Source organism: Parafrankia sp. EAN1pec (assembly GCF_000018005.1).
Taxonomy (GTDB): domain Bacteria; phylum Actinomycetota; class Actinomycetes; order Frankiales; family Frankiaceae; genus Parafrankia; species Parafrankia soli.
In genome coordinates this window covers 6,712,606-6,739,281 of the sequence record NC_009921.1, presented here as the reverse complement: position 1 = coordinate 6,739,281, position 26,676 = coordinate 6,712,606, and the positions used below count along the sequence as shown (strand labels likewise).

Genomic DNA, 26,676 nt, shown 5'->3' with positions numbered 1-26,676 from the left:
CGTCCGCCTTCAGGAGCCGGTCAGGGCGGTCGGTTGCCCAGATTTTCCCGATAGCGCCCGCCGGATGTCGGCCGCCGACGTGCCGAGACCGACCGGCCCCCCGAAGGGCCGCACCCCGACCGCCGGATGGTGGCGCAGCTCCGCCTCGTCGTAACGCCGCGTCCCCTGGTGCCAGCGGAGAACCCCGGCCAGCCAGCTCTTCAGCTCGCCCACGTACCCCCGCAGGACGTCCCGCGCCTCCTCCGTCAGCTCGTAGGTGTCGAAGAGGGCGGGCAGCTCGACGTCGACGACGTGCTCGAACTCGCGCAGCCGCGCGGTCATCAGATCGTTGACCACGCCGATCGCGCGTTCGGCGCCGCAGCCGAGAAAGTTCTGGAAGACGAGAACACAGTTGTGGATCTCGCCCTCGAACTGGATTTCCTTCTGGTAGGAGAAAATATCGTTGAGCAGGCAGGAGTAATCCGCGGCGGAGTTCTCCAGCGCCCTGATCGGCCGGGTGCCGTAGATCTCCGGTGGAACGGACCGCCCGTGCCCGAGCCGGGACAGGCTCATCGTCAGGTCCGAGCCGAAGGTCCGGCGGCGCATCTCGATGTAGTCCACCGGGTCGGGAATACGGTTCTGCGCCTGGTTCGCCAGCTCCCACTGCCAGCTGTCGAGCATGATGCAGACCGTCCGGCGGAACGTGCGCCGGGAGTCGGGCGTCATGTCCCGGGTGGTGCGCGGCCACAGGTCGGCGAGGCCGCGCTCCAGCCCGCCGACCGGGACGGGCAGCGGGCCGGGCTCCACCGGCATGAGTTCCTTCAGCCGCTCGGTGCAGGCCCGCGCGCCGGCCAGGTCGCGGGTCCGTCCGTACAGGACCGGGTAGAGGTCGTCGGCGTAGGTCCCCCAGGTGAGCCATCCCGTCGTCAGGTCCAGCTCCGCGGCTGTCGCGTTCGGATGGATGGCCGCGGAGCACAGCGCGAAGTCGGCCGCCCGGAGCTTGTGCTCGTCCCAGATGCCGGGTACCGGGTCGAGAAACCCGACCGCCGCCGACCATTCGACGATGTTGTGACGGGCTGCCGCCAGATGCCGGCTCTCACCGGTCGTGAACGGCATGTAGAAGGCAGGGAGCTTCACCGGCCCCACGACCTGGTGCGGGACGTGGGTGAAAGCGCGCATCCGGGCGGGCGCGGTGGCCAGCAGCGAGGCCGCGATACGCACCGCCGACGTGCCGAGCCCGGTGGCATCCCCGGGAAGGCTGCCGGGAACGGGCCCGGTCGCCCCGGACTCCGCGTTCATGTAGCGGCTGGACCGCATGTGCCACTCATGGCCGCCGGCCTGCCAGTCCTGCAGCCCCTTGACGTACGCCAGGACGTCCCGGCGGGCGGTCGGGGTGACGCCGTGCTCGTCGAGCACCGGCGGCAGCTCGGTGAGCGCGGTGTGCTCGAACTGGTGCAGCCGCGAGGTCAGCAGGTCGTTCACGGCGTCGGCCGCCTGCTGGGTCGGGCAGTCCAGGAACCGCTCCAGCACCAGGACGCCGTTGCTGAGCTCGCCCTCCTCCTGCACCTCCCGCTGGTAGGAGAACAGGTCGTTACGCAGGTGGATGGCGTCGGAGAAGGTGTCCCGCAGCACCTGCGCCGGCCGGGTCGCGGCGATCGCGTCGGGCACCTCGGCGTCCGCCGCGTGCTCGACCAGGTTCGCCGACCAGGGCGCGCCGCCGACCTTGCGCCGCATCTCGATGTACTCGACCGGGTTGGCGAGCCGGTTCTCGTCGATGTTGGCCAGCTCCCACAGGGACTCGTCCAACAGATGACGGGTGCTCGTCGCGAACCGCCGCCGCCAGGCCGGCGTGCGGTCCGGGACGGTGCGGGACCACAGGTCGGCGAGGCCACGCTCGACCGGGTTGGCCGGCTCCGCGGTGACGGCGCCCTCGACCGGCATGAACAGGCGCAGCCGGTCGAGATACCGGCGGGCTCCGGCGACATCCCGGCCGCGCTTGTAGACCTCGAGGAAGTGGTCGTCGAAGTAGAAAACCCAGACGTACCAGTCCGTGATGAGATCCAGCCGCGCCTCGTCCGCGTCCGGATGGGTGTACGCGCACAGCAGCGCGTAGTCGTGGGAGTCGAAGTCCTGCCCGCTCCAGATCGCCACACCGTCCTGCGGTACGTCGATCATCTCCATCTCCCCGGCCCACGCCCGGCTGTGCACGCGGGCGTGCTCCAGGTTCGGATTCAGCCGGGGTGGATAGGGCAGGTAGAACTCCGGGAGCGTGAAAGGCTGCATGCGCCGGTCAGAACCTTCCTCTGCCAGAGATTTCCGGTGTCCCGAGGGAATGACGCCGCTTTCTAATGCCCGATCTCGACGTTCTCGAGGACACCGAGCGCATCCGGCACGAGGACGGCCGCGGAGAAGTAGGTGGTCACCAGGTAGGAGATGATGGCCTGCTCGCTGATGCCCATGAACCGCACGGACAGGCCGGGCTCCAGCTCGTCGGGCAGCCCGACGTGGTGCAGGCCGATCACGCCCTGGTTCTCCTCACCGGTCCGCATGGCGATGATCGACGTCGTCCCGGCGGCACTGACCGGGATCTTGTTCACGGGCAGTAGCGGAACCCCGCGCCAGGCCGGCACGTGCTGGTCGTGGAACAGCGCGGTGGCCGGGTAGATCCCGCGGCGGGTGCACTCCCGCCCGAACGCGGCGATCGCCCGCGGGTGGGCGAGCAGGACGTGCGTGCTGCGCCGGCGGCTCAGCAGCTCGTCCAGGTCGTCCGGGGTGGGGGCCCCGTCACGGGTGTGGATGCGCTGGCGGAAGTCGGCGTTGTTCAGCAGGCCGAAGTCCCGGTTGTTGACCAGCTCGTTCTCCTGCCGCTCGCGCAGCGCCTCGACGGTGAGCCGCAACTGCTGCTCGATCTGGTTCATCGGCTCGTTGTAGAGGTCGGCGACCCGGGTGTGGACCCGCAGCACCGTCTGGGCGACGCTGAGCTCGTACTCCCGCGGCGCCAGCTCGTAGTCGACGAACGTCCCGGGCAGGGCGGGCTCGCCGGAGTGCCCGGACGAGATCGCGATCTCCGCCTCGCCGGCCCGGTTGCGCGGCGGGCGCGGGCGGGCAAGGTAGTCGTCCACGTGCTGGCGCAGCTCCGGCGACTGGTCGAGAAGCTCGGCGAACCGCTGGCGCGGCAGCACCAGGGCCGTCGTGCTGGTCACTGCGCGCACCGAGAACTCCCAGGTGACGGAGTCCTCGACGAGCACGTCGTCGCCGAAGTACGCGCCGTCGGCGAGAATCCCGAGCGATCGCGGGTCGTCGTAGTGCCCCGGCGCGACCTTGTCCACCTTGCCGTGGGCGATGACGAACAGCTCGTCCGCGGCATCACCGGCGGTCACCAGCGTGTCGCCGGCGGCGAACTCGCGCTGGGTGAACCGCTCGGCGAGCGCGTCGAGCACGTCACCCTCGAAGCCGCGCAGCACCGGCAGCTCACGGAGCTCCGCCGGGACGACCCGCACGTCCGAACCGGTGTTGACGACGGTGATGAGGCCGTCCCCGACGACGTAGCTCAGCCGCCGGTTGACCCGGTACACGCCGCCGGCGGCCTGCACCCAGGGGAGGACACGCAGCAGCCAACGGGACGAGATCCCCTGCATCTGGGGGACGGACTTCGTCGTCGTCGCGAGGTTGCGCGCCGCGGCCGTACCAAGGCTCGACAGCGGCTGGCCGGCGGCACCGTCCTGGACGTCGGAGCTGGCCTGCGCGGGCGTGGTCATACTAGCCACCTATCTCTGGTCATTCAGGGGACTCTGGTCATTCAGGGACGAGGGCGGGACTCCGGCACCGGCGCGCGCGGGGGAGCTCCTCAGCACGGTGAACCCCCCGGGAACCGCGACGTGCGCGGTCGGCGTCCTTTACTGAGATCCCGGCGCTCGGTCGAGGCCGGATCCCGGCGCGGACCGGCGCCACGGACAGAATTGCAGGCAGAACTGCATAACGAAGTGCAGGCGGAACATCGAAAGAACGCGAAGGATTGTGGCGGCGCGCCCGGAGGCGCGATCGGTCTTTGTTGTGAAGCTGCGCGTACGATGAATACTTCGGTGATCATCCCCAGGTGTGAAACCCGGCGCGCCCGGGACCGCTGTCAGCCCGCGATGCAGTTTCCGCCGCGGTGCGGCGCGCAGTGGAAGCCTTTCGTATCGATCGTCCCGATGGCAAGCACTCCACGGAACCAATCGAATCTGGTCCCTGGTGATTGTCCGCCCTGGTCCTTCGAAATTGTCCTACCGATCACGCGGTGTCACGGAGGTGATTCGGTGGACGTCCCCTGTCCGGCCCGTTTTTGCCGGTAACTGTCGCTATATATCCAGAAATTTCCAGGTGTCGACGATTCGTACCCGTCAAATCCTCAGTGCAGTTTTCGGTGCACGCTGGGTAATGGACCCGGCGGTGTACTAGCCGTATCTGCTTATTGATGCCGGCCGATGGTGAGCTGTAATCACTAGCAATCGCGCTGACAGATGGTCACAACGGCGGGCCGCGTCCGGCGCTTCCGGCCCCCGCGAGCCAGCGGCGGACCATGTGCCGGCCACCAGCGGACCGACGCCCGCCTGCCCGCCGAGCTGTTTGCCTGTCCGTCCGCCGGCCTGCCGTGGCGCGGTGGCCCCCAGTCCGCCGCGCCACGGTTGGTTCCGTCGGCGGTTGGTCAGTGCCGGGCGAACTGGCTGCCCGTCGTCTGCACCGAGGCGGGTGCAAGGTTCACGGTCTCGACAAGCTGCTCGCCGTAAACGTCGGTGATCCGCACGGTGAACGGCCCCGGACCGAGACCCTGCGGTGCCACGAAGTAGTTCCACATCTCCCGCGGCAGCGCCGTCCAGGCCCCGTTCACCCGAACCTCGAGTGAGACGACCGGATTGCGATGGTTGCGGACCTGAATTGCCAGCCAGTAGGCCGACGACCCCTCCTTGACCCGGAACTGGACGGATCCGATGTCGGCCGGGCTCACCAGCCGCCAGGTGACGTCGACCAGCCCGGGCACGCCGCCGGCGATCCGGGCGAAGGCCTGCTGGCTCAGGTCGAGATGACCAGGACCGCACTCCGGGCACCGGTCGGTGACCTTCACGACCGTGGTGCCACCGGGTCCGGTGACCTCGATGTACGCGCCGCAGGCGCGGGCCGTCTCGTAGTCGAGCTCGTTCATCGCCACTACCGGCATGGCCGGGTCGGTCAGGCGGTCGAACATGCAGTTGCCGCCGCCGTCCGCGCCGTAGTGCGTCGCCGGACCGGTGCGGACCACACCCGGCTGGATACGGCCGGGTGTGACCGGCACGGTTGTCGGCCCTGCCGGTGCGCCCGGCGCCGGCGCGCCTGTCACCGAAGGCCGGCCGGGCGGCGCCGACGGACCGGTGGGCGTGGACGACGGACCGGGCGTAGACGCCGCGGTCGCGGTGCTGACCGGGTCGGGCTCCGGCGGACCACCGCCGACCGCCGGTTGGCAGCCGGTGGCGAGGACGGCGGTGGCGGCCGCCACCGCCATGCCGAGCAGGGCACGCCGAACCGGCGAGACGAAACCTGGGGCGGGGGACATCGGAACTACCTCCGTGGCCGGAGCGCCGACGACAGCCGGCGCCGCTCTGCCCCTCCCCGGACCTCGCACGCTAGCGGGTGTCGCGATCAGCCGTCGAGCGCCCAGGGTAGCTACGAGAACACTGTGGCGATCTCGAGGTCGCATGTTGTGTCGCGTTGGTTCTGGTATGTCCAATTGTTCGGAGGTCCGTGTACTGTGCAACCGCCGTCGGGCGGTGTCTGGGTCGGCCGCACAGGATCGACTCGCGCCCCCTGCCGCCTGTCGCCGCAGGGGCTCCGGCCCAGGTGGCCTGGAGGGTGCCCCGTGGGCAGGCCGGCCCGTTTCCGTCGTCGCCGGGTATTGCCGAAACACAGATATTGGTGGCATCCTACCGACACTTAGCCGGCGCCCTGGGGAGGACGAGGTGGATTCTGGTATAGCCGGGGGCACCGCGACGGGGCGAGTTGGTTCCCGATATGCGGATGCGGTTACCGGCGAGTACCTCGCCCTCGGCGGTGTTCCAAAGTCACCATGGCCGAGGCCCGGCATGAGCCACGGCCCACCCGGTTCACGGAAGTAAGCCCCGCTAAATAACTCGTACAGACCGGTCGATGGCCCTCCGTGCGCACGGAGGGCCTGACTTTCCGGCTCGACGGAACTTGACGGAATGCGTCGCGATGGCGGGTCGCCCGCCCGCGAAGCACTGCCTTCTCCGCGGCCGTCCGGACCCTATCCGGTCGGCTGATCCGTCGTCCCGGCGCGCCCTGAAGGGCGTTGACCGATCGATTCCATGATTCCGCCACGTACATAACGAGAGGTCACTGATGGCGCGTAAGAAGCGATTACTCGGCGCGGCCGTGGTCTGCGTCGCTACCCTTGTCCTGGGAGCCTGCGGGGGCGGTGATTCTGACACGGCCAGCCCGGCCAGCGATGCCTCCAGCAAACCCGTTTCGGGTGGCGTCGCGCGAATCATCATGACGAGTGACCCGACCAGCCTGGACCCGGCGTCGCTGGCCAATCAGGCACCGATCACGGCGGTGCTGGGCAACGCCCTGTACGGCACGTTGCTGACCACGGACGAGACCAGCAAGGTCGGCTACTCGATGGCCGAGTCCTTCACCACGACCGACGGCGGCGCCACCTTCGAGCTGAAGCTGCGCCCTGACCTGGTCTTCTCCGACGGTACGCCCCTCAACGCCGCGGCTGTGAAGTTCAACTGGGACCGCATCAAGGACCCGGCCACCGCGTCGTCGAGCCTGCCGGAAGCGGCAATGGTCGCCTCGACCGAAGTGATCGACGACCGCACGATGAAGGTCACGATGACCACGCCCGTCGCGGCGTTCGCGCAGGCGGTTGTCGGCACGGTTCTGAACTGGGTGGCCTCGCCGGCAGCGCTGCAGAAGGGCAAGCAGTCCTTCGACGAGAAGCCGATCGGCGCGGGACCCTTCACCCTGCAGAGCTGGACCCGTCAGGCCGAGATCAAGCTCACGAAGAACCCACGCTACTGGGACGCGCCCAAGCCCTATCTCGACGGGATCACGCTGCGCACGGTGCTCGACTCCAACCAGCGTTACAACACTCTGACCAGCGGCGGCGCTGATGTTTCCATCGAAACAAACTGGATCAACCTCGGGAAAGCTGAGGCCGCTGGCCTCCCGTCCGACCTGCTGCCGCTCAGTGGTGGAAACTTCCTGGCGCTCAACACGCGCCGAGCCCCGTTCAACGATATCCGGGCTCGGCAGGCCGTGTCCGCGGCGCTGGACATCGACGCGCTGAACCTGGCCGCCTACAACGGGAAGGGCAGTGTCGCGGACACGCTGTTCACCGATGCCTCACCCTTCTACTCGAAGACGCAGCTGAGGTCCACCGACCGGGCGAAGGCACAGCAGCTCTTCGACGAGCTGGCGGCCGAGGGAAAGCCGGTGTCGTTCACCTTCTCCAGCTATCCGACCAGTGAGAACAAGGCGATCGCGGAGAACGTCCAGGCCCAGCTCAGCAGCTTCAAGAACGTCAAGGCCGAGGTTGCGATCATCGATTTCGCGAAGGGTGCCGCGCTGCGCTCGACCCACGACTTCGACATGGTCATCTCGTCGGCGGCCTTCCAGGACCCCGAGCCGCGGCTGCTGGCGAACTTCACCGGGAACTCACCGGCCAACATGTCCGGTCTCGCGGACCCGGAACTGGATGCGGCCCTGCTGGCCGGCCGGACCGCGACCTCGGTGGCCGATCGTAAGGCGGCCTACGACAAGGTACAGGCGCGACTGACAGCGCTGACGCCGGTCATCTTCCTCATGCGATCGGCCCCCGGCGCGATCGCGGCCAAGAACGTCAACGGCCTCAGGCAGTACGGCGCCGGCTCCCTGCTGCCCGAGGAGCTGTGGATCGAGAAGTAGCCCCCGCGGTGGCGCCCCGGGAACGCCGTGCATCTCACGACCCCGGGGCGTCAGCGTGTCCGCGGACGCCGGCCACGATGGTGGCCGTCCTGCACTGTGACACCAGGTTCGCACGACGGGCATCCGGGAGCGTCTGACGCCGCGTGCCGACACCCCGGGCAGTGGAAGACCACGGGGCCGCGCCAGGGAACCGTCGGCGGAACCAGCAACACGGGGCGAGGCGCCTTCGCCCGCCGCCGCACCCATTGGCGAAGCGGAGATCTCACCGGTTCAGCGTGCCACGGACGCGGCTCCGGTGGCGGCGGCGTCCCGTGGTCGTCTCGTCCCTGATGCGCTGGCCGGCCATATCGGGTCCGGCCGCACGCCTGCTTCAGAGTAATCCTCAGGTTTCGACCCGCGCCGGTTGGGGTCGTACGAGATACTGGCGGGGTGTTGCACACCCTTGGAGCGGCACCGGTGTTTGGTGCCGCTGCGCTCTTTTTCCTGGTCGAGGTGATCCGACGCCGGCCGTTCGTCGGATCGGCCCGGCGGTCGACGTCGCTGGCCAGGGCACTGGTGTGTGCCGGTCTGGGAATCGCTCAGATAGATCTGCCCTCGGGTACGCCCATATGGGCCGCGATAGCGACGTCCGTGATCGGGCTGATCTTTCTTGTGGGAGCCCTTGGCATCTGGGTGTGGCAGGGCTGGAGCGAGAGCCCGGCCCGGCCTGGCGACCGGGCCGGAAGAACTCCGACCTCCGTGAGCTCGGTGCCGACATCCCGGCACTGAACTCAGGAGCTGGGCTTCGGCGGTCGGCGACACGGGCGGGACTCTCATTCCCGGGTCATCCGCCGATGTGTTCCCGGATCCTCGCGGTGGTTTGCCGGCCGGCCCATCTCATCACCGCGGCGGGCAGCATCAGCACGCTACCGGCCTCCTTCCGGACGACATCGAAGGCCAGTTCCAGTGTCTGCAGCATCGGGGTGTAGGCCAGCGGGACCGGGGCGAACAGGCTCGCGGCAAACCGTGTGGCGACGGCAGCCGATCTCCAGAGGAGCCCCGCTGAGACCGCCTCGGCGAATGACTCCGTGGCGATCTCGGCGTCGGCGAACATGGCGAAGAGCTCGTCCAGGCCGGGGTCGGGTGTGGCCGTCCACACCCGCAGGAAACGTGCCCCCGCGGTGGGAAGGCCGCCTTCCTTCCGATCCTCCTCGATCGCGACGGCGAGGCGGGGCAGCTCCTCGGTGAGGATGTCGGCGTGCAGCCGCCGGGCGACCGCGAGCGCAGTGGCCACGAGGGGCTCTGCTCTTGCCTCCGGATCGTCGAGGAAGGACAGCTCCGCGAGGATCGCCTCGCTCTGCGCGTCAAAGTGCTCGCCCAACCGGGTCTGATAGCTGCCCCCGACGGCGAGCCGGCGCAGCTGGTCGTGAGTGTCCTTGGCCGACAGGCCGAGCTGGCGCAGCCGGCCCGGGTCGAGGACGGTCTGGACCATGCGCGTGGCGCCGTCCAGCCGGCCCCAGATCCAGTCGTTGACCCGCCAGGACCTGCTGGCGAACCCGCCGAACCAGAACAGTTCCGTTCCGGCGATCTTGGCCGGGGTGGTGGGCCCGCCGAACGAGTTGGGGGTGAAGCCGCTGATCTGCTGGAGCAGCACCTCCTGCTCCACCTCGGGCGGCGCGCCGGAGATCGCGATCTGGCACACCTCTACCGCCAGCAGCCTGCGCAGCAACGACGCCGGGGACGGCTGCGCGCCGTCGGGAAACAACGCCTCGACCAGGTTGTGCAGCAACTCGGCCTCGTCCGCCGCATCGGAGTCGCCAGCCGCGTCGGGAGGACCGGCCGCGTGCCGAACGCCGGGCGGGCCAGCCGGCGGACCGCCTGGCCGGGCGCGCGCGGCGACATGCCGCAGGTCGCCGCCCGCCTCGGCCAGGACGCGCGCGATCCGCTCCGCGACGGCGCCCAGCCGGTGAGGTAGGGAGGCGGCCGGGGCCTCCTTGGCCCCCGGCGGCAGCGGCCAGCGTGACAGCGCGGCCTGCACCCAGGAGCGAAGGCACTCCTGACGCTCTGTCGCGTCCGAGCCCCGCGCCGGGGGAGCCGGCGGCCGGGTGGCCCAGCTCCGCCAGAACACCTCGTCGTCACGGCTGCATTCACGAAGCTCGGCCAGCGCTTCGTGGAGGCGCCGGCGGTGCCCGCGCAGCCGCCGGCGGGTAGTCACTTCGGCGGGGTCGGTCGGATCGGCGAGCCACATGGCGCGCTTGAAGACGTCGACCGCTAGGGCGCCGATGCGCTCAACCGGCTCGACCCCCCAGGCCCAGCGCGCGGGGTCGGCGTCAGCGGCTGGCAGATGGTCGTCCGGCGGTATGTAGGAGACGCCGTCGGCGCGCGCGCCGACGCCCCGTAGCACCGCTGCGAGCTCGGGACGGCTCCACCAGATCCGGGGCCGCGGGGCAGCCGCCGCCAGCAGCGCACCGATGCGATCGGCCTCCTGGTACGAGCGCGTGCTCCGGTAGCCGTCCATCAGCTTCTCGGCGAGCTTCTCGTTGAGGTGGTGGACGATCCTCGCGCGGTCAGGGCGGTAGCGGCGGACCCGGTCGTTCGTCGTCTGGATCTCGGTGAGCTCGGCGTCGACCGACTGCGCGTAGGGCAACGTGGCCAGCGTCCGCAGCACCGCGGCCGGCGTCGGCGGCCGGTCGTCGGTATCGCTGCCGAGGCTGTAGACGTCGCCGAGGCCGGCGACCTCGGCCGGGGCGGGACTGCTCGGGTCGGGGTTCACATGCACCAGGAGCCGCCGTACCTGTTGCTCCGCCGGCTGGGCGTAGATCGCGGCGAGCGCCGGTTTCACCGGCTGGTTCAGCAGCACTCCGCCGTCCATGACGTACCGGCTCCGGTCGAACTGCGCCACCGCCGGCAGGCCCGCGCCGGCGCCCATGTCCGGATGGTAGGAATCCCTCCCCGCTTCCCCCACCGGGATGAAACTCGGTTCGAAGGCGACCGGAAACGACGCGGTGCTCCGGCTCGCCAGCGCCAGCCGGTGGGTAATCCTCGCGTCCCAGAAAGGGTCAAGTCCGGGTGACGCGTCCGCAGCGCGGGTGAATCGCAGCGCTCCGGTATGGGCCGATTCGATGATCTCCGTCCCGAAGTCGTCGACGCGCTGTTTCGGCTGGCCGCGCATCAGCGTCGTGTTGATGATCAGGTCGATCGGCCGCTCGCTCGCCGGCACATACCGCTGGGATCGTTCGCCCGCGGGCACGATGCGTTCGAAGGCACTGACCAGCTCGGGCAGGAAATAGTCATCGCCGCGCAGCAGGGACGCCGGGTGCGTCTCACGCGGGTCGCGCAGCAGCGCGTCGAACGAGCCCAGCTCGGCCCACAACTCGCCGAGCGGGCGCAGATCGGCCCCGTAGGCCTGGGCATACGCCAGCAACGCCCCGTTGATGCCACCGGCCGACGTCCCCGCGATCACATCTGCCCGCGCCCTCCCGTGGACGAGATCAAGAAGTCCGCCGTAGACCGCCGCCGCTTCCGAAAAGCGCAGATCCGCCTTACCCGGGGCCGGATCACTCGGACGGCGCTGGGTAAGGCTGTTGATCTCGTTGACCACCCCGCTCATCCACACCGCGAGGCTTATCCCGCCATTGAGAACGACCGCGATTCGAATGTCCTCCAGGTCGTCATGGTCGACATTGAGCTGGTTGCCGCTGCGGCTCATCGCTCTCCTTGACGAGAATCCCGTGTGCCGGGAACGGGGCCGGGTGTTCGTGGGATTTACCGGAAATCCTCACCCACGTCCGCCTCGTCGCGGGTGGGCCGCCACCATGCCGCGCATCCAATCATTGCGCCGGGCCGCTGGGAGTCGTGCCGCGCCGGCGTCGGCGGGCCCGCCGGTCAGCCGCACGGCGGCCCGTAACCAGCAGACGAGGGCCGGTGATGTCCCACAGCCGAATCCTGCTTTCGGTGACCGTGATGTACGTCTGGCCGTCGGCTCTGAACGGTCAGGTGACCCGGCCGGAAACCGGCACCGGAGCGGATTGCCGGTCCGGGATCTGGCGGGTGAGGAACATCGCGGCCAGGGCGATGGCGGCGAGCAGCGACAGAGCCGCACGCAGGCCGTCGATGCGGGCGTCCGCGTTGGTGGCGGTGATCACCTTGGCGGTGTCCGGCGGGACGCCGGCCTCGTCGATCCGGATCTTCAGGTCCCGGTCGGACAGGAAGGGGACGCCCTCGGCCAGGCGCACCTCGGCCTGCGTGCTCAGCTCCGCCGGTACGGCGGGGTCGTGCCGTATGCCGGTGAGGAACGACGAGGTCAGCGCGGAGATGAGAACTGCCCCAGCTGCCGCGGTACCGATCGACGCGCCCAGGTTTGTCACCGTGTTCTGCACCCCACCGACCTCGCCGGTGTGCTCGTCGGCGACCGCGGACACGGTGACGCTGCCGAGCTGGGACGCGAGCGCGCCCACCCCGAGGCCGGCGAGCAGCATCGGCCAGGTCACGATCTCCGGTCCGGCGCCGGCGTCAAGCGCGGCGACCAGGATCGTTGTCCCGGCGAACAGGGAGAGGAAACCACCACGGACGATGCGTCGCGGTGAGACGTGCGGGAGGGCTTTGGGAATGCCGACGGCGGCCACCAGCAGGGCGATGGACAACGGCAGCAGACGCACGCCGGTCGCGACCGCCGAGAGCCCGAGCGCCACCGACAGATACAGCGGTACCACGAAGAAGAGCCCCGCCTGGAGCAGATACTGGAAGAAGAACGACGTGAGCCCGGCCCGGAACGTCCGGTTCCGCAGCAGCACCGGATCGAGCAGCGCGGCGGCGCCGCGGGCCAGCCGGTGATCCTGCCACCGGACGAAGAGCAACAGGATGGTTCCGCCCGCGAGGACCAGCCAGATCACGGGTGAGAGCCCCAACCAGACGGGCGCGCCGGGCGCCGGCCGGACCAGGCCCCAGCTCCCCGAGCGGAGGACGCCGTACACGATCAGCGCCAGGCCGGCCGCGGACAGCACGGTGCCCACGATGTCGAGACGTCCCTGCGCGGTCGGAGGCGTGTCCGCCATCCCCCGGGTCAGCCACAGGATGACGGCCACCACGAGGACCTCGCCTGCGAAGACCCAGCGCCAGGACAGGTAGGTGGTGAACAGGCCGCCGACGAGCGGACCCGCCGCGACCGCGATCGCGCCGGCGGCGGCGACCAGCCCGTAGGCGCGCGGTCGCTGCGCCGAGGCGAAGTTCGACGCGACCAGAGCGACGACCGCGGGCATGATCAGCGCGGCGCCGATTCCTTCGAGGAACGACCAGCCGAACATGAGCACGGCGAGATTCCCGGCGACGGACGTCGTCAGCGACCCACAGCCGTAGACGACGCAGCCGATGGTGAACACACGCCGATGCCCGAAGAGCTGCCCCAGCCTGCCGCCGGTAATCATGAACGCGGCCATCACCAGGGTGTAGAAGGTGATGGCGGTCTGAATTCCGGTCACCGTGGTACCGATGTCCGCGGCCACGGTGGCGATCGACACGTTCATGACCGAGCTGTCCAGGGTCATGAGGAACTGCGCCGCCGCCAGTGTGGGAAGAACGACCAGGCCGGCCGAAGCGGCCTCCGGCCCGGCACCAGGGCTCTGAATCCCGGCTGCCCGGGGTGTCATCGTTCGCGCCCGGGCCGACGCCTGGTGGCGTCAGGATCTCCGCACCCGGCCGCATCGCCGGTTCCCTTTTTGGTTCGCATTTCTGCCTTGGTGTGAGCGGCTGCTTTGCGCGTCTCGTTGTACCACATTCCGACGATCGCCCCTCCGGTGAGAACAACGCCAAACCCGATCAGCCAGGAAAGGATCGTGAAAACGACGCCGATGCTCCCGTAGTTCCGCTCGTTCGTGACGATGGACGCGGAGAAAGTAAACCTGCTCACCACGCCAAGACCGGTCAGCCCGACCGTCGTGAACGCGGCGGCCGGCCAGGCCTCGCGCCACCCGATCCGTCCGAGGGTGAGGACCCTGATGCCGATCCAGAGAAGGAACAGCAGACCCGTGGTACTGAGCAGGCCGTAGCAGATCTGGCCGGTAGTGGTGCTGGTGATTAGCGCCCCGGCACCGGTGGCGCCGGCGAGAAAGACAATGAGCTCGCAGAGCCAGACGACCTGGGCCGGGATGCCCCGAAGCCCGAGCGGCTGGACCCTGAAAACCTGGACATACACGGACTGCACGGTCGCGGCCAGGGTAAGGCCGCCGAGAATCAGCCAGAGCGCGCCCACCACCGTCCAGCCGTTGTGGACCGTTTCGTCCTGCGGCGTGAACAGTCGTTCGACGGCCTCCGCGGCATCCTGGTTCAGGCCCATCCGCCTGATGATTATTTCTGCCGCGCCTCCGGGGCGCAGCGGCGACAACGCGGCCAACGCGATAATAAAGGGGAAGAACATCATCAGAATGAGTGCGGCGAGACTCATCGAACTGTTGATAAGATCGCCCTGCCGCAATCTGGATGTCAGATCCTCCACCGCGGCGTTCCGGAGCCGTGCCCGGATCAGCCGGGCCTTTTCCGCCAGATGTCCGAACCGTCGCCGCAGCCGGTCCGCGACGGAGCCGGTGGATCCGCCGGATGGCTGAGATGTGCGCCGATCACCGGGCGCGCGTCGGCTCCCGGGCATAACTCCCCTCCGACCGCGGTATTCCCGCCCGTCCGGCTGGCCGCCGACCGGGCCGTGCACCTCAGCATCCCGGCGCGCGAGCGTCCTCGCATCTCCGGGGTCCGAAACGGCGGAACATACTCCTCACGGCGAAGACACGAAAAGGGTCCGGATCGCCGTAGGCCGCGAAGAAAACCGATCAGAGCGGAATTGACCTCGTCCGGTTGTTCCTGCTGGGTCCAGTGCCCGCCCAAGCAGCGGCCAGAGCGGCAGTACCAACGGCATAAAATTAACTCTGGGCGTTTCCGGCTGAATATTTGAAACGTTCGGTCGAATTTCTCCCGGTGGATTTGATCGCTTCCGGAGATGGGGAGATGGTGCTGGAGCTCGCGGCTGATAAACGGGAACGGCCGATGAACGTGGGGGGCTCAGCGTAGCCGGCGGGCGCGTAGTACCAGGTCGTCGACGTGGTGTGCGCCGGCTCCGCTGTCGGGTGCGACGCGTGGCCGCTGCTCGTTGAGCTCCACCTCCCAGTCGTCGTCGAGCAGTGTGGCGACCATCGCGGGCCAGACGTAGTCGGCCGGGTCGAATCCGCTGTCGTGCACCGGATGGGTGTCCATTCCCGCGTGGTGCACGAACAGGAGTACGCCGCCGGGGGTGACGGCGGCGAGCAGCGCTCGTTCGGCCGCGGCGTCGGGGGTGCGCAGCAGGGCCGGGTACTGCGCGGAGACCAGGTCGAAGGACGCCGGCGGGAGCGCGGCCTCGGTCAGTTCGGCGTGGACCCATCGAACGGCGACGCCGGCGTCCCGCGCGTGCCCGCCCGCCCGCTCCAGTGCCAGGCCGGAGACCTCGATCGCGGTCACGTCCCAGCCGCCGCGCGCGAGCCAGACTGCGTCCGCGCCCTCGCCGCAGCCGACGTCGAGCACCCGCCCGGGCGTGAGCGCGGCGACCTCGGCCACGAGCGCGCCGTTGGGCTGGCCGCTCCACAGCTGCTCTCGTTCGGAGTACCGCTTGTCCCACTCCGCCTGCACTGCCGGGTCTCCGACGTATCCGTCGAGAGCAGAGCGGGTGTCGGACGCGGGTGATCCTGTCGCGATGTCGTCGATCATTGGGCCACTCTCGCCCAGGACGTGGCCAGCCACCAAATCTGTTTGCTGATGTGGCAAACAGATACTCGGGTCTGGCGCCGGCTGTCAGGTCCTTGGCCCCACGGACGTCCAGGTGACGCCGCTGTGCTCGACCCATCCGGTCGGGTCGGCGAGGACGGCATCGACCTCGCCGCTGAACAGGCCCGAGGCCGACCAGCCGCTGCTCCCGAGCACCGTGAGGATCTTGCCGGGTGCGGAGAAGCGGCGGAAGGCCCCCGTCGCGATGCTGAGAATGTGATCGTCAAGCTGGTCGAGCTCGCTTTCGGAACCGCTGTCACAGGCGTCGCAGCCACAGGCGGGGAGGTACATGACGCAGACGGCTGGCTCGCCCACCCCGAGCGTGATCCCGGCGTCGACCACGTTCTCGATCCGACTGCGCGCCAGGACCAGCGGCAGCGCGCCTGCCGCGTGCGGCACGACCCGGTCAGTGCGCGAGACCAGCGTCCCGGGCTGCTCGGCCCAGGCGACTGCCCCGTCCCGCTCGAGTGTGGCGAGGCCGGCGTCGACGAGCGCCCCGGCCCATGCGTCGGCGCGGGCGCCGAGGATCCGCCACTTCGCCGGGTCGGTGACCCGGGAGTACTCCTCCTCGGCCGGTCCCTGGTCCCAATGCGGATCCGGCCAGGGCGCCGGACCGGCGGCGGCGAACCGGGCGTCCACCGCGGCACGCAGATCTTCTTCGATGGTCACTCGGTCCGACCGGCCCCGGCGGCAGGACGGTCTCCGTCTGACAGCGCACCGGTGCCGAGGGTGCGCCAGAGGAACTCGTAGATCAGGGCTGATTTGTGGGCAAGCTGCTCGTTGTCGGCGGCGCCGCTGTGACCGCCTTCGATGTTCTCGTAGTAGCGGATGGCGTAGCCGAGTTCGCGCAGCCGCGCGACCATCTTGCGGGCGTGCCCGGGGTGGACGCGGTCGTCGCGGGTTGACGTGGTGATGAACGTCGGCGGGTAACGACGGCCGGGCCGGACATTCTGGTACGGCGAGTATTCCTTGATGAACGCCCAGTCGGCTGGATCGTCAGGGTCGCCGTACTCGGCCATCCACGAGGCTCCGGCCAGCAGCTGGTGGTAGCGGCGCATGTCAAGCAGCGGCACCGAGCAGACGACGGCTCCGAACAGCTCCGGGTAGCGGGTGAGCATGACGCCCATGAGCAGCCCGCCGTTGGAACCGCCCTCGATGCCGAGCTGGGCCGGCGTCGTGATCCCCCGGCCGACGAGGTCGCCGGCCACGGCGGCGAAATCCTCGTAGGCACGCAGCCGGTTCTCGCGGATGGCTGACTGATGCCAGTCCGGGCCGTATTCGCCGCCACCGCGGATGTTGGCGACGACATAGGTGCCGCCGCGCGCCAGCCAGGCCCGGCCGACAGTACCGCTGTAGCTGGGGGTAAGCGAGACCTCGAAGCCGCCGTACCCGTAGAGCAGCGTCGGCCCGGGTTTTCCGGTACCGACGACGAAATAGGGGACGCGGGTGCCGTCGTCGGACACGGCGAAATACTGGCTGACGGTGCGGCCGTCGGTCGGGAAGAACGCCGGTGCCTGCTTGAGGATCTCGGGCTCCACGCCGATCTCGCCGCGGTACAAGGTCGCTGGCTGGGTGTAGCCGCTGGCACCGAGGTAGTATTCGTCGTCGACGTCGGGGCTGGTGTCGCTGATGTAGGCGGAGCCGGTGTCCGGGAGGTCGGCCAGCGGCGCCCTCGTCCAGCCCGAGGCTGTCGGCGTGAGCACGGTGAACTGGCTTTTCACGTCCCGCAAAGTGGCGACGATGAGATGATTGCGAGTCCACGCGTGGTACGCGAGCGAGGTGTGCTTGTCCGGCTCGAAGAGGAGCTCGAGCTCTCGTCGTCCGGCGAGAAATGCTTCGAAGTCGGCGGCGAGCAGGGCGCCCGCCGGATAGACTTTCTCGTCGACAGCCCACTCCGACCGGGTGGTGATGAGCAGCCACTCCCGGTGAACCGAGGTGTGCGCGTCGTCCGGGACGTCGATGCGGACCAGCCCCGTCGGGATACGCAGGAACGTCTCGGTGTGGTAGAAGTCGATACTTCGGTCGACGAAGTCGCGCACGAAACCCTCGGTCGGGTCGTGGTAGGCGTCGACCGAGACGTCATCCACCTCGCCTTCGAAGACTGTGACGGCATCGTCGAGCGGAGTGCCGCGCCGCCATTCTCGGATCACGCGGGGGTAGCCGGAAGTGGTCAACGATCCTTCGCCGAAATCGGTACCGACATAGATCCGGTCTTCATCGAGCCAACCGACCGAGCTTTTGGCTTCGGGCAGGAAGAAGCCGTCCTCCACGAAGGACTTCGTGACCAGGTCGAACTCACGGATGACGGAGGCGTCCGCGCCGCCACGGGACAGCTCGACCAAAGCCAGCCGGTATTCGGGTCGCAGCACCCGCGCGCCGTGCCACACCCAGTTCTCGCCCTCGCGGGCGGCGAGCGCGTCGACGTCGAGCACGACTTCCCAGTCCGGGCTGGCATCGCGATACGACGCCAGCGAGGTGCGTCGCCACAGGCCACGCGGATGACCCGCGTCGCGCCAGAAGTTGTAGAGGTACTCGCCCCTCGTGACCGGGTAGGGAATCTGGTCATCCGAGTCGAGCACCTCGCGGATCTCCGCGCGCAGCCCGGCGAACTCGGCCGACTGGGTGAGCTCTGCGAACGTCTCGGCGTTGTGTTCCCTCACCCAGGCGAGGGCGGCCTCCCCGGCGACGTCCTCAAGCCAGCAGTGCGGATCATCGTCGGCCATCACTCAAGTCTGCCTGATCACGGGGGACAGTTCGGTCGGCAAGAAGATTATCGATCATCAGGGGCTCGGCTTCCTGCTGCCGACATGGCCGCCGCCGTCGACGGGGCTCGCGCGGCGACCCTCGATGCCGCCTGCCGCCGCGATGCCGGCAGGCCGTACTCCCGCGCCGCCAGCGTCGTGAAACTGCTGGCTACCGACGCCGCGATGAAGGTCACCGATCCCGTCACCGCGCCAAGAGCTTCATCTCCCGCCAGCTCGGCAAGGGCTGACGCCCCGCCTCGGTCTGCGGCGGTGTTCGCGGCCGACCGGACCGGCTATCGCCGCACGGAATCGGGAGGCGGCGCCGCCTCGAAGTCCGGCTCGCGGGGGCTCCCCCGCTCCATGACGGTGCGCTCGGGAATCCGGAAGCCGAACCGCTCGTACAGTGTGTGGGCGTCCTTGGTGTGTAGCAGCCATTCGAACTCGACCCCGGGACCATCCTCGATCATGGCCGTGACCAGGGCCTTCCCTAGCCCGTGGCCACGGGCGCTACCGGTCACCACCACGTCGGCGAGGTAGGCGAACGAGACGCCGTCGGAAATCGCCCTGGCGAAGCCGACCTGCCGACCGGTGGCCACCTCGTAAGCACCGACGACCCGCCAGGCACCGTCCAGCTGCGCCTCGACGTGCGAGCGCTCGCGCCACAGATCCCAGTAGACCTCGGTCGACAGGGCGGCCCACACCGCGTCGCGGTCGATCCGCTCGGGGTCGTCGTCGATCTCGAATCCGGCCGGCACATCCATGACCGCGAGACTGCCAGTTCCCGGGCCGGGAACGTACCTCATTTCCGGCGAGACCGTATTCCGCGAGGCCGTCGTCCCGCTGTCAGCCGAGCTCGACCGGCATGGTCGGCGCGACCGATAGCTACCGGGTGCGCCGCGACTTGAACCCCGAACCCGCGGATTAAGGGAAGCGGGCGGTTTGTTCATGAATGTCTACCGATGTCCACCAGGTCGGCGCGACTTGGGCTTCAACGCACGGTCCGTGCCCGCCGGGGTCCACTGACGTCCGTTGGCTCAGGTACAGCGGCGGGTACACCGGTGCCCGGCCGAGACGAGTCGAGGACTGGTGCCAGGCTGCTTGACTGCAGGATCATTCGCGCCCTCCTGCGACATCCACGTCCATCCGCCAAGTCCACAGGGTAGTTGCACCAGTGGATCTTAGTGGGACGACTGCCGCCCGCGGCCGTATCCTGTGCTCTGCGGGCGCCTTGCGAGACGAATTGCACCGGCTGGTCGACCGGCCGCCCGAGTCCCAGGTGGCACCGGTCCTGGGTTGCCTACGAGAGCGCACTCCACCCGAGGACGGAAGCGACGAATGGCCGTTGCCGGAGTTCGTCGGCACCCTGTCCAGCGGCAAGGGTGACCTCGCGGCCCGCTTCAGTCACCTCCCGTCTGCCTCGAGGAGGTTGCTGTGACACCAGGCGTAGATCATCACCGGAGGGTGACGATGAGCGAACTGCGTCGCCATCGCGCGGACGTCTACGCGATCGCGCGACGCTACGGTGTGAGCAACATCCGTGTCTTCGGCTCCGTCGCCCGCGCCGAAGCAGACAACGCGAGCGACGTCGACCTCCTTGTCGATCTCGCTCCAGGACGAGGTCTGTTCGATCTGGGCGGCTTCATCAGCGACACCGAGGCGACGCTCAATGTCCACGTTGACGTCACGACAGTTGCTGGACTACGACCCCGGCTCCGTCCGCAGGTCCTTGCCGAGGCCGTCGCACTGTGAGGTCCGACGATGAGCGCCTCCGCGATATCGTCGAACATGCGGAACTGATCAGTACGCACCTTCCCGCCTCACGCGAGGAACTCGACAAGGACGTCGTTCTGTCCGCTGCTCTGATCAGATGGGTAGGAATAATCGGGGAAGCCGCAGCGCGGCTGTCGGACTCCTTCCGCACACCACCCCGAGGTGCCCTGGGCTGCGATCGCCGGCATGCGCAACCGCCTCGTACACGGCTACTTCTCGGTGGACACGGACCTGTTGTGGACCGCGGTCACCGTCGAGATCCCCGGGCTTGCCGTCACCGTAGAATCCTGGCTGGGCGACTGACTCGAGCCTTGGGTACAAAAGCGGGTATAGAACCCCTTTAAGAACGACTACCAAGAGTCATATGACCTGGTAGATACGGGTGCGCCGCCAGGGACTTGAACCCCGAACCCGCGGATTAAGAGATTATCGGTGGTTCGTCCGCCTGTGTCCGTGGACGTCCGCCGGTGCCGGTCACGGGCTCGACCTCGTCCGCCGAGTCCGTGACCGTCCGCTGCTGTTCGCGGGCTTGGCTGCCACCCTGGCTGCCGTCTGCCTCAGCGGGCGCACGACGGAAGGGCATCTGATCCGTAGTTACATCTGGATCATCCGTCGACCTCTGTGGATGTCCGCCGTGTCCACTGACCTTGTGAGCTCCGTCCGCTGGTGTCCGTCAACGTCTGTGCATGTCTGCCGGCTTGGCTGTCGACTTGACTGTCAGGCTGGCCGATCGGCGCTAGATCGCGACTTGGGCTATCCGCGGGGGGTGGCGAAGAGAAACAGGTGCTCCGCCCACGGGACGTCCACCAATGTCCGCCAGGCGGGTGCGACCTGGGCTGCTGCCGCCGATGTCCGTCGGCTCGAGTACAGCGATGGATACACGGTCGCCGGGCTCCACGGGATTGAATGAGGAGCCGCGCTCGGCCCGAACACAAGTCAGCCACACACACAACAGGCCGGCGAGTAGAGGTGGCAGCGCCAACCGATAGAGGCCTTGCAGTCTGCTTTTCCGAGTCGCATATATCCTGGAAATTCGGTCTAATGCTCGCGCGATTGACTTGATCGTGGATGGCCCTGGATGATGTCGCGATGACTTGGGTATACCGAGATCGCTGGCGCTAAACTCTGGCCGGCATGTATTCTGCTCGACTCGGAAAAGGGGGAAATGGTGACCGAAAATCGCCGTCTAGGAGAAAGTTCCCTCCGGGACGATCTCCTTCCCAAGACAGGAAGTTTGCAGGATGAGCAAGACGGTGACTTGGGTTATAAAAGTGCCCTAGCGCGGCCTAGTTCGGCATGGCCAGCAGGCGATTCGGTTGTCATTGATGAGGTGATGGGAGAGGTATCCAGCAAGGGATCTGAGGCTGCTGGTGAGGCGCACGCCGAGGTTCAATATGATGCTGGCGAAGCAGGTGAGGAGTTCGCCGAAGCTAGCCCCGAGCAGATGGCAGCATCAGTAGGTGAAGAGAGCTCTATAGAAGATCTCCGTAGCATTGAGGGTTTCGAGGAAGGTCGATGGGAAGAAGCTGCCGGCACAGAGGTTGTGAATTTTATGCCGGAAGCGGGAACGGCTATTGAGGGTGGGGAGGAATTCTTGCCCTTCTTGGCCGGACTTGCGGCGAAGGTGATTCCTCTACTGGCGACAGTAGGTCCCACTGTCGCTCGATCGATCCCGGGAAAGATGGGGCCGAGAGCCCGAAGTGCGCTCAGCAAGCCCCGGGAGGGTACCGATATAGTCGCAGTCATCCAGCGATTGTTGGCGCAAGCCATGAAACGCGCTGAGGGTGCCGCCGAGGAGGCTATTGATGAGAGCGTTGTTGAGGAGATCGCCCAAACGCTCGAGGTCGTCATCGGCGCGGACGACCGGGTGAGGATTCCGAATACCGATGCGGCGTTGTGGCAACGGTACTGCGCATTGCGAATTGAATTCCCTAGCGGCGCAGTCTATCGTGGTACTGGGTTCTTTATCGGTCGGCGAACGGTGGCAACCGCCGGTCACTGCGTCTATCTACACAATCAAGGCGGTTGGGCGCGAAGGATCGAGGTCATCCCGGGTTGTAACGGGACTGAACGTCCGCTTGGCTCTGCGAAGGCGACGACATTCCGGTCTACCGCCGGATGGACGAAGGAGCGGATTCCGGCTGCCGACTACGGGGCTATCCTGTTGCCCGATGGCGCCTTCAAAGGAAAGAATCTCGGCAGCTTCGGATTCGGCGTATTCCAAACGAACATCTTGCTGGCAAAGCCGGTAGTTCTAGCTGGATACCCAGGCGATAAGCCTTTTGCGCAACTGTGGGGGATGTCTCGACGTATTAAGACTGTCACGACGACGCAGCTCGTCTACGACATCGATTCCATGGGCGGGCAGAGTGGTGCACCGGTCTATTTGAAGAATAACGGTAAGCGCTACGTGGTTGGAATCCACAACTATGGAGCCTCCACGGGTAACTCTGCGACGCGGGTTACAGAGGCAGTAGCGGAAAACTTCCGGCGCTGGAGTAAGGCCAATGTGCCAGCGGCCGCACCGGCACCGGTGCGGCCGCTGGCCATGGCTGGCGCGGATTCCTAGGACCAGTCGGATAGGGTGCCGTGGCCTGCCGCAATCCAACCTCGGCTCAGAGGGCGGCAGGCCTGGCCCCCAAAGTGAGGTTTCGGTGGATGGAAAGATCGTCGGGCGCATTGTAGACGAGGCAGGAAAGAGCGTCCCAGAAGTATCGGTAATGGTGATTCGGAGTCCCGGTGCGGTTCCTGATATTGCTGCAGTGAGTGACACTAGTGGCCACTTTGTCTTCGCGGGCCTCCCTGTAGGGAGGTACCGTATAAGGGCGATTGGGTTCAACGGTAAATCCGGGGAAGCCGATGCTGCCGTCTTGGAGACCGTTCAAGATGAAGTAGTTATTCAACTGGCCCGGATCTGCTGAACCGCCCCGGGTTCCATGGAGGGAGGGTTATCGACATCCTGCACCTAAGCGCCGAGGCCATTTTCGTGAGGGCATATCAGGAGTGATTTCGACTAAAGTCATCGCGGGCTTGACATCTAGCCGCACTGTGTCGAAGGTGGCGATAATTTGCCGTCTGTCGACTTCGCCTTAAACTGCGTGTCCCGCAATTTCATCCTTCCGTCGATATATGCGGCATTCACGGCGGCGGCCTATCAGTAGCTCAACTCCCAGCCTGGACCACCTCGCACGCCAGGATTCTCTTCAAGAAATGCATTATATCTCCCTCGATTCTGTCGCTGGCGCTCAAATTCCTTTCTGTCTGTCTGCCATAGCCTAGCGCTAGATTCGAGATGCTTAACGGTGAGCGTGCAATCGTCAATAAATTGCGGCAGTCCGCCTTCTGTGACAAGTGAAATGATTGCGTGCGGCGATTTGTCAACGTGATCGACGACCGTGTTGCGCCAGGCTATGTCTATGCGGTCGGTCGGACTGACAGAAATATCTCCGGAATCGGCTAGATGTGCTTCAAATAGTGGTGCGTTTATGACGATCAACGGCTGTGCAAATCTGAATCCATCGCCAAGATCCTGATCCTCTTTGAGGGTGATTGCGGCTTTCACAACTGAACGCATGGAGCTGTATACGGCGTCCGATCCAGTGGTGAAAGCCTGCGTAGCTCCGTATGCATGACCGGAACCACTGCGAAACAGTGGTAGCTCGCGCGCGCCCTTATAGCGAGACTCCTGTTTCCACCAGTCCCTCGCGCCCTTGGAAACCAGACGCTGGCGCGCAAACGCAAATTGATGGAGCTGACTTTCCTCGGCAGAGAAAGCGACCCAGGGTTTGCCGGGACTACTCTTACATTCAACTGGGACAGTCAGATGAAAGTAGTCGCTACTAGAATGAGTCGCCAAGACGTCAATCTCGCGGTAGTCCAGCGATTCGGGATCGAGGTAGTACCAAGATGGCACTACCTGCATCGCCCGCCGAGAGAAATGTCGTGCCACTCTCATTTCGAGTGGGTAACCTTGATCTCCTAGCCAGTTGACAACCTTTCTTTGAAGATCTTCTTTAACTCTATTGTCCTCTGGTCGACTGTCAGGGGAGATGGCTGCCACGTTCTCGCATTCTCTTCGTGGTCGGCTTCTATCGGAATCTTGCATATATTGTGCCGATGCTGCGACGCGCCCGGCGAGCATGGCGCGCCAGCGCCACGCGCAGCCGGCCGCGCGGCGCAGCTCTGGTGCGGGCAGTTGCTTGATCTCAAAACGAAGATTTCGGCAACTGCGCGGGCTCGTGTTCGTGACCTTGTCGGTGCTGGTCAGATGGTGAGGTCGGTGTGGTGGCGGACGTCCCATCGGTAGGCGTGGCTGTCTCGGCGGAGTTCGAGCAGATCGACGCCGCCGACGGGCACGCTGATCGGCTGTTGCCGGCGGAGGTCGGAGAGCCGGTGGATGACCTCGTCGGCGGGTGGAGTGGCGTTGCAGTAGGTGACGCTGATGTGGGGTTTGAAGCGGGCGGGCTCGTCGGGGACGGCGTCGGCGCCCAGGACGTCACCGATCGCTGCTCGTAGCCGCTCCCGTAGTTCGGCAACCGGCTGCCAAGGGGACGCGCGGAGGAAGGTCCCTCCGGTGTAGGCGGCGATGGGGCCGACGGTGAGGGTGAACGGCTCGATGTCGGCGCACCGCTCGTCGGCGGCCTTCCCGATCGCGGCGACGGTCTCGGCGGTCAGTTCGTCGGCGAACGCGACTCCCTGCACGGTCATGTGCAGGCCGTCGACCGGCACCGGGTCGAGGTACTCCAGGTCGGCCAGTGCTTGTTGGAAACCGGCCACGTAGTCGGTGAGTGCCTGGTGGTGGAAGACGAGATACCAGGTCAGGTAGTGCCGGTCAGGTCGCCATCCGGGGCGCCACCACCAGTGGTCGGCCATCCGCTCGGTGAGGCGGAAGGCTTCCCAGTCGTCGGCGTCTACCTGAGCTTCGTGGGTCGGCGGCACGACCACTGAGGGTAGACGGATCAACCGCTCAGGCTGGCCGGTGGGGTCTCGCGGTCAGCTGGTGGGCAGTCTCCAGGCTTTGACGGCGTCGTTGACCTGGGCGATCTCGGGGACGGTGCGCCACTGGGCGGCGGTGAGCAGGAAGTCCCGGGCCCGGCGGGCGACCACTTCGGACCGCAGATCGGCGCCGACGTCCAGCGCTTCGGCAACGAGAGCTCCGGCGCGGTCCGGTTGGGCGTCGGGGCCGGAAAGGTAGGTCATGCTCGCGTCCACCAGGGTCAGGGCGTGGCTGGCCGTGGACCCGGCGGCGGCGAAGATGGGGATGGCCTGATCCGTGAACTCGCGGGCCCGGTCGGGGGCACCGGCGGCGAGATAGGCGGACGCAGCGTTGCCGGCGATGCGGGACGCGGTGAACGGTTCGAACGACAGGAAGTAGCCGACGGGGTCGGTGTCCTCGATCCGGGCATGGGCAGCCAGAACACGCCCGACGGCCTCGTCGACTCCGGCGATGTCGCCGAGCTTGCCCAGGGTGCGGGCTTCGCCGCTGATGGCGAGTCGGATGCTGGCGGGGCCACCGCGGGCGTAGCGCTGGCCGTCGCGGGCCAGGTCCAGGGCTTCGCGGTACCGACCGCCGTAGTAAGCGATGAAGCTTTGGGTGCCGCGGACCCACGCGGCGAGATCACGGTGTCCGGCGGTCTTGGCAAGGCTCATCGCCTCGTTGCAGTAGGCGCGGGCGACCAGCTCGTTCCCGAGATCGAACGCGAGATAGCCGAGCAGGCCGGAGAGCTTCCCGCCGATGGCGTACAACTCGCGGCGCTGGTCGGGGTGCTGGTGCCCGCCCATGAGGTCGGCGACCCACCGGCGCTGCTTCAACGCGACGGGGTAGACGGTGGCGGCGTCGCTGTTCTCGTAGCGGCGACCGACAACCTCGATGCTGATGTCGAGCTGCTGCAGCGCGTCGTCATCGACGTTGGACGCGGCGACCTGCTGCATCCGGCGGGTGACCTCGTCCAACTCCGCGTCGATCGCGAACAGTGCACCGGCGGCGAGCACGCTACGCCGATCCGGACTCGTCGCGCTGTCGGCGGTGTCCGGAGCTGCGGTCTTCAGGGCCGCGAGTCCGAGACGTTCGCGGGGGATGCCGAGTCCGTCGGCGAACTTCTCGAAGCTTTCGATGGTGGTGACCTGGCGTTTCCCGCCGAAAATCGCGCTGATGGACGGCTGCGCGATGCCGGTCATGGCGGCGATCTGCGTCTGGGAGGCACCGGTCCACTTCCGGTAGATCTCCAGCACGGTCTTCATATCGCGTGCGGTGAGGGCCTGGGCCATCTCGGGGCGGTCCCACAGGCCAGTCGGTGCGGTGGGTAGCGGGCGGCGACGGGTCATGGCGGCTCCCATCCACGAAAGGGATGTCTGGCGTGGTGGACCGTGTACCGTCCGCCAGTCTATCCACGCTGAGTATCCATCCACATATCTATTCCGAACTGCCTGGGTGCGTCAGCGTACGTCCTGGCTGCCCCGACTCCGCGGGCTCATCCGC

General features: G+C 67.3%; 18 protein-coding genes and 1 pseudogene. 6 read left to right on the top strand and 13 right to left on the bottom strand.

Features of this window, described 5'->3' with window-relative positions; all coding sequences use genetic code 11:
- Positions 1–9: 9 nt before the first annotated feature.
- The 3 genes from FRANEAN1_RS27440 to FRANEAN1_RS27430 all read right to left on the bottom strand — a co-directional run bounded on the left by FRANEAN1_RS27440 (position 10) and on the right by FRANEAN1_RS27430 (position 5,548).
- Positions 10–2,262: a family 2 encapsulin nanocompartment cargo protein terpene cyclase gene (locus FRANEAN1_RS27440; RefSeq protein WP_020463017.1), complete on the bottom strand. Its 2,253-nt coding sequence runs from the start codon at positions 2,260–2,262 to the stop codon at positions 10–12.
- 62 nt (positions 2,263–2,324) lie between these two features.
- Positions 2,325–3,737 (bottom strand): family 2B encapsulin nanocompartment shell protein, encoded by a 1,413-nt coding sequence (locus FRANEAN1_RS27435; RefSeq protein WP_020463016.1) that lies wholly within the window; start codon positions 3,735–3,737, stop codon positions 2,325–2,327.
- Positions 3,738–4,666: 929 nt separating this feature from the next.
- Positions 4,667–5,548: an expansin EXLX1 family cellulose-binding protein gene (locus tag FRANEAN1_RS27430; protein WP_020463015.1), complete on the bottom strand. Its 882-nt coding sequence runs from the start codon at positions 5,546–5,548 to the stop codon at positions 4,667–4,669.
- 803 nt (positions 5,549–6,351) lie between these two features.
- Between FRANEAN1_RS27430 and FRANEAN1_RS27425 the strand changes: the two genes are divergently transcribed.
- Positions 6,352–7,920, top strand: a complete 1,569-nt coding sequence (locus tag FRANEAN1_RS27425) for an ABC transporter substrate-binding protein (protein WP_020463014.1) — start codon at positions 6,352–6,354, stop codon at positions 7,918–7,920.
- A gap of 823 nt (positions 7,921–8,743) precedes the next feature.
- On the opposite strand, the gene FRANEAN1_RS27420 is transcribed toward FRANEAN1_RS27425, so the two are convergent.
- From FRANEAN1_RS27420 to FRANEAN1_RS27395, 6 genes are all read right to left on the bottom strand, one after another.
- Positions 8,744–11,608 (bottom strand): patatin-like protein, encoded by a 2,865-nt coding sequence (locus FRANEAN1_RS27420; protein ID WP_020463013.1) that lies wholly within the window; start codon positions 11,606–11,608, stop codon positions 8,744–8,746.
- Positions 11,609–11,891: 283 nt separating this feature from the next.
- Entirely contained in the window at positions 11,892–13,544 is a 1,653-nt protein-coding gene (locus tag FRANEAN1_RS27415) for an MFS transporter (protein WP_020463012.1), read from the bottom strand.
- On the bottom strand, positions 13,541–14,389 hold the full coding sequence (locus FRANEAN1_RS27410; RefSeq protein WP_347176783.1) for a YhjD/YihY/BrkB family envelope integrity protein: 849 nt from the start codon (positions 14,387–14,389) through the stop codon (positions 13,541–13,543). The genes FRANEAN1_RS27415 and FRANEAN1_RS27410 overlap by 4 nt, the downstream gene beginning before the upstream one ends.
- Positions 14,390–14,946: 557 nt before the next feature.
- Positions 14,947–15,627 carry a class I SAM-dependent methyltransferase gene (locus tag FRANEAN1_RS27405; protein WP_020463010.1) on the bottom strand — a complete coding sequence of 227 codons (681 nt, stop codon included), beginning with the start codon at positions 15,625–15,627 and terminating at the stop codon, positions 14,947–14,949.
- 84 nt (positions 15,628–15,711) lie between these two features.
- Positions 15,712–16,353, bottom strand: coding sequence for a DUF6226 family protein (locus FRANEAN1_RS27400; RefSeq protein WP_020463009.1), 642 nt, complete (start codon positions 16,351–16,353; stop codon positions 15,712–15,714).
- The gene (locus tag FRANEAN1_RS27395; protein WP_020463008.1) at positions 16,350–18,407 is read right to left on the bottom strand and encodes a prolyl oligopeptidase family serine peptidase; all 2,058 of its coding nucleotides are present in this window, start codon (positions 18,405–18,407) and stop codon (positions 16,350–16,352) included. The genes FRANEAN1_RS27400 and FRANEAN1_RS27395 overlap by 4 nt, the downstream gene beginning before the upstream one ends.
- Before the next feature lie 28 nt (positions 18,408–18,435).
- Between FRANEAN1_RS27395 and FRANEAN1_RS39690 the strand changes: the two are divergent.
- Positions 18,436–18,632: pseudogene (locus FRANEAN1_RS39690) on the top strand (acyl-CoA dehydrogenase family protein); the annotation flags it as partial.
- An 89-nt stretch (positions 18,633–18,721) separates the two neighbouring features.
- Here FRANEAN1_RS39690 and FRANEAN1_RS27390 read toward each other — a convergent pair.
- Positions 18,722–19,231, bottom strand: coding sequence for a GNAT family N-acetyltransferase (locus FRANEAN1_RS27390; RefSeq protein ID WP_347176782.1), 510 nt, complete (start codon positions 19,229–19,231; stop codon positions 18,722–18,724).
- Positions 19,232–19,895: 664 nt separating this feature from the next.
- Here FRANEAN1_RS27390 and FRANEAN1_RS27385 point away from each other — a divergent pair.
- The 4 genes from FRANEAN1_RS27385 to FRANEAN1_RS42565 all read left to right on the top strand — a co-directional run bounded on the left by FRANEAN1_RS27385 (position 19,896) and on the right by FRANEAN1_RS42565 (position 23,119).
- A complete protein-coding gene (locus tag FRANEAN1_RS27385) occupies positions 19,896–20,177 on the top strand; it encodes a nucleotidyltransferase family protein (protein ID WP_020463006.1) in 282 nt (93 codons plus the stop codon).
- A 183-nt stretch (positions 20,178–20,360) separates the two neighbouring features.
- Entirely contained in the window at positions 20,361–20,501 is a 141-nt protein-coding gene (locus FRANEAN1_RS39680; RefSeq protein WP_083788343.1) for a DUF86 domain-containing protein, read from the top strand.
- Positions 20,502–21,363: 862 nt separating this feature from the next.
- Positions 21,364–22,767, top strand: a complete 1,404-nt coding sequence (locus tag FRANEAN1_RS41590; protein ID WP_157472818.1) for a trypsin-like serine protease — start codon at positions 21,364–21,366, stop codon at positions 22,765–22,767.
- An 85-nt stretch (positions 22,768–22,852) separates the two neighbouring features.
- Positions 22,853–23,119 (top strand): carboxypeptidase-like regulatory domain-containing protein, encoded by a 267-nt coding sequence (locus FRANEAN1_RS42565; protein WP_198145382.1) that lies wholly within the window; start codon positions 22,853–22,855, stop codon positions 23,117–23,119.
- Between the two features lie 233 nt (positions 23,120–23,352).
- On the opposite strand, the gene FRANEAN1_RS41585 is transcribed toward FRANEAN1_RS42565, so the two are convergent.
- From FRANEAN1_RS41585 to FRANEAN1_RS27370, 3 genes are all read right to left on the bottom strand, one after another.
- Positions 23,353–24,258, bottom strand: coding sequence for a hypothetical protein (locus FRANEAN1_RS41585; protein WP_157472817.1), 906 nt, complete (start codon positions 24,256–24,258; stop codon positions 23,353–23,355).
- Between the two features lie 203 nt (positions 24,259–24,461).
- Positions 24,462–25,136, bottom strand: a complete 675-nt coding sequence (locus FRANEAN1_RS27375; RefSeq protein WP_041256590.1) for a 2'-5' RNA ligase family protein — start codon at positions 25,134–25,136, stop codon at positions 24,462–24,464.
- A 54-nt stretch (positions 25,137–25,190) separates the two neighbouring features.
- Complete coding sequence (locus FRANEAN1_RS27370; RefSeq protein WP_020463003.1) at positions 25,191–26,522, bottom strand: helix-turn-helix transcriptional regulator; 1,332 nt, start codon at positions 26,520–26,522, stop codon at positions 25,191–25,193.
- Positions 26,523–26,676: the final 154 nt, after the last annotated feature.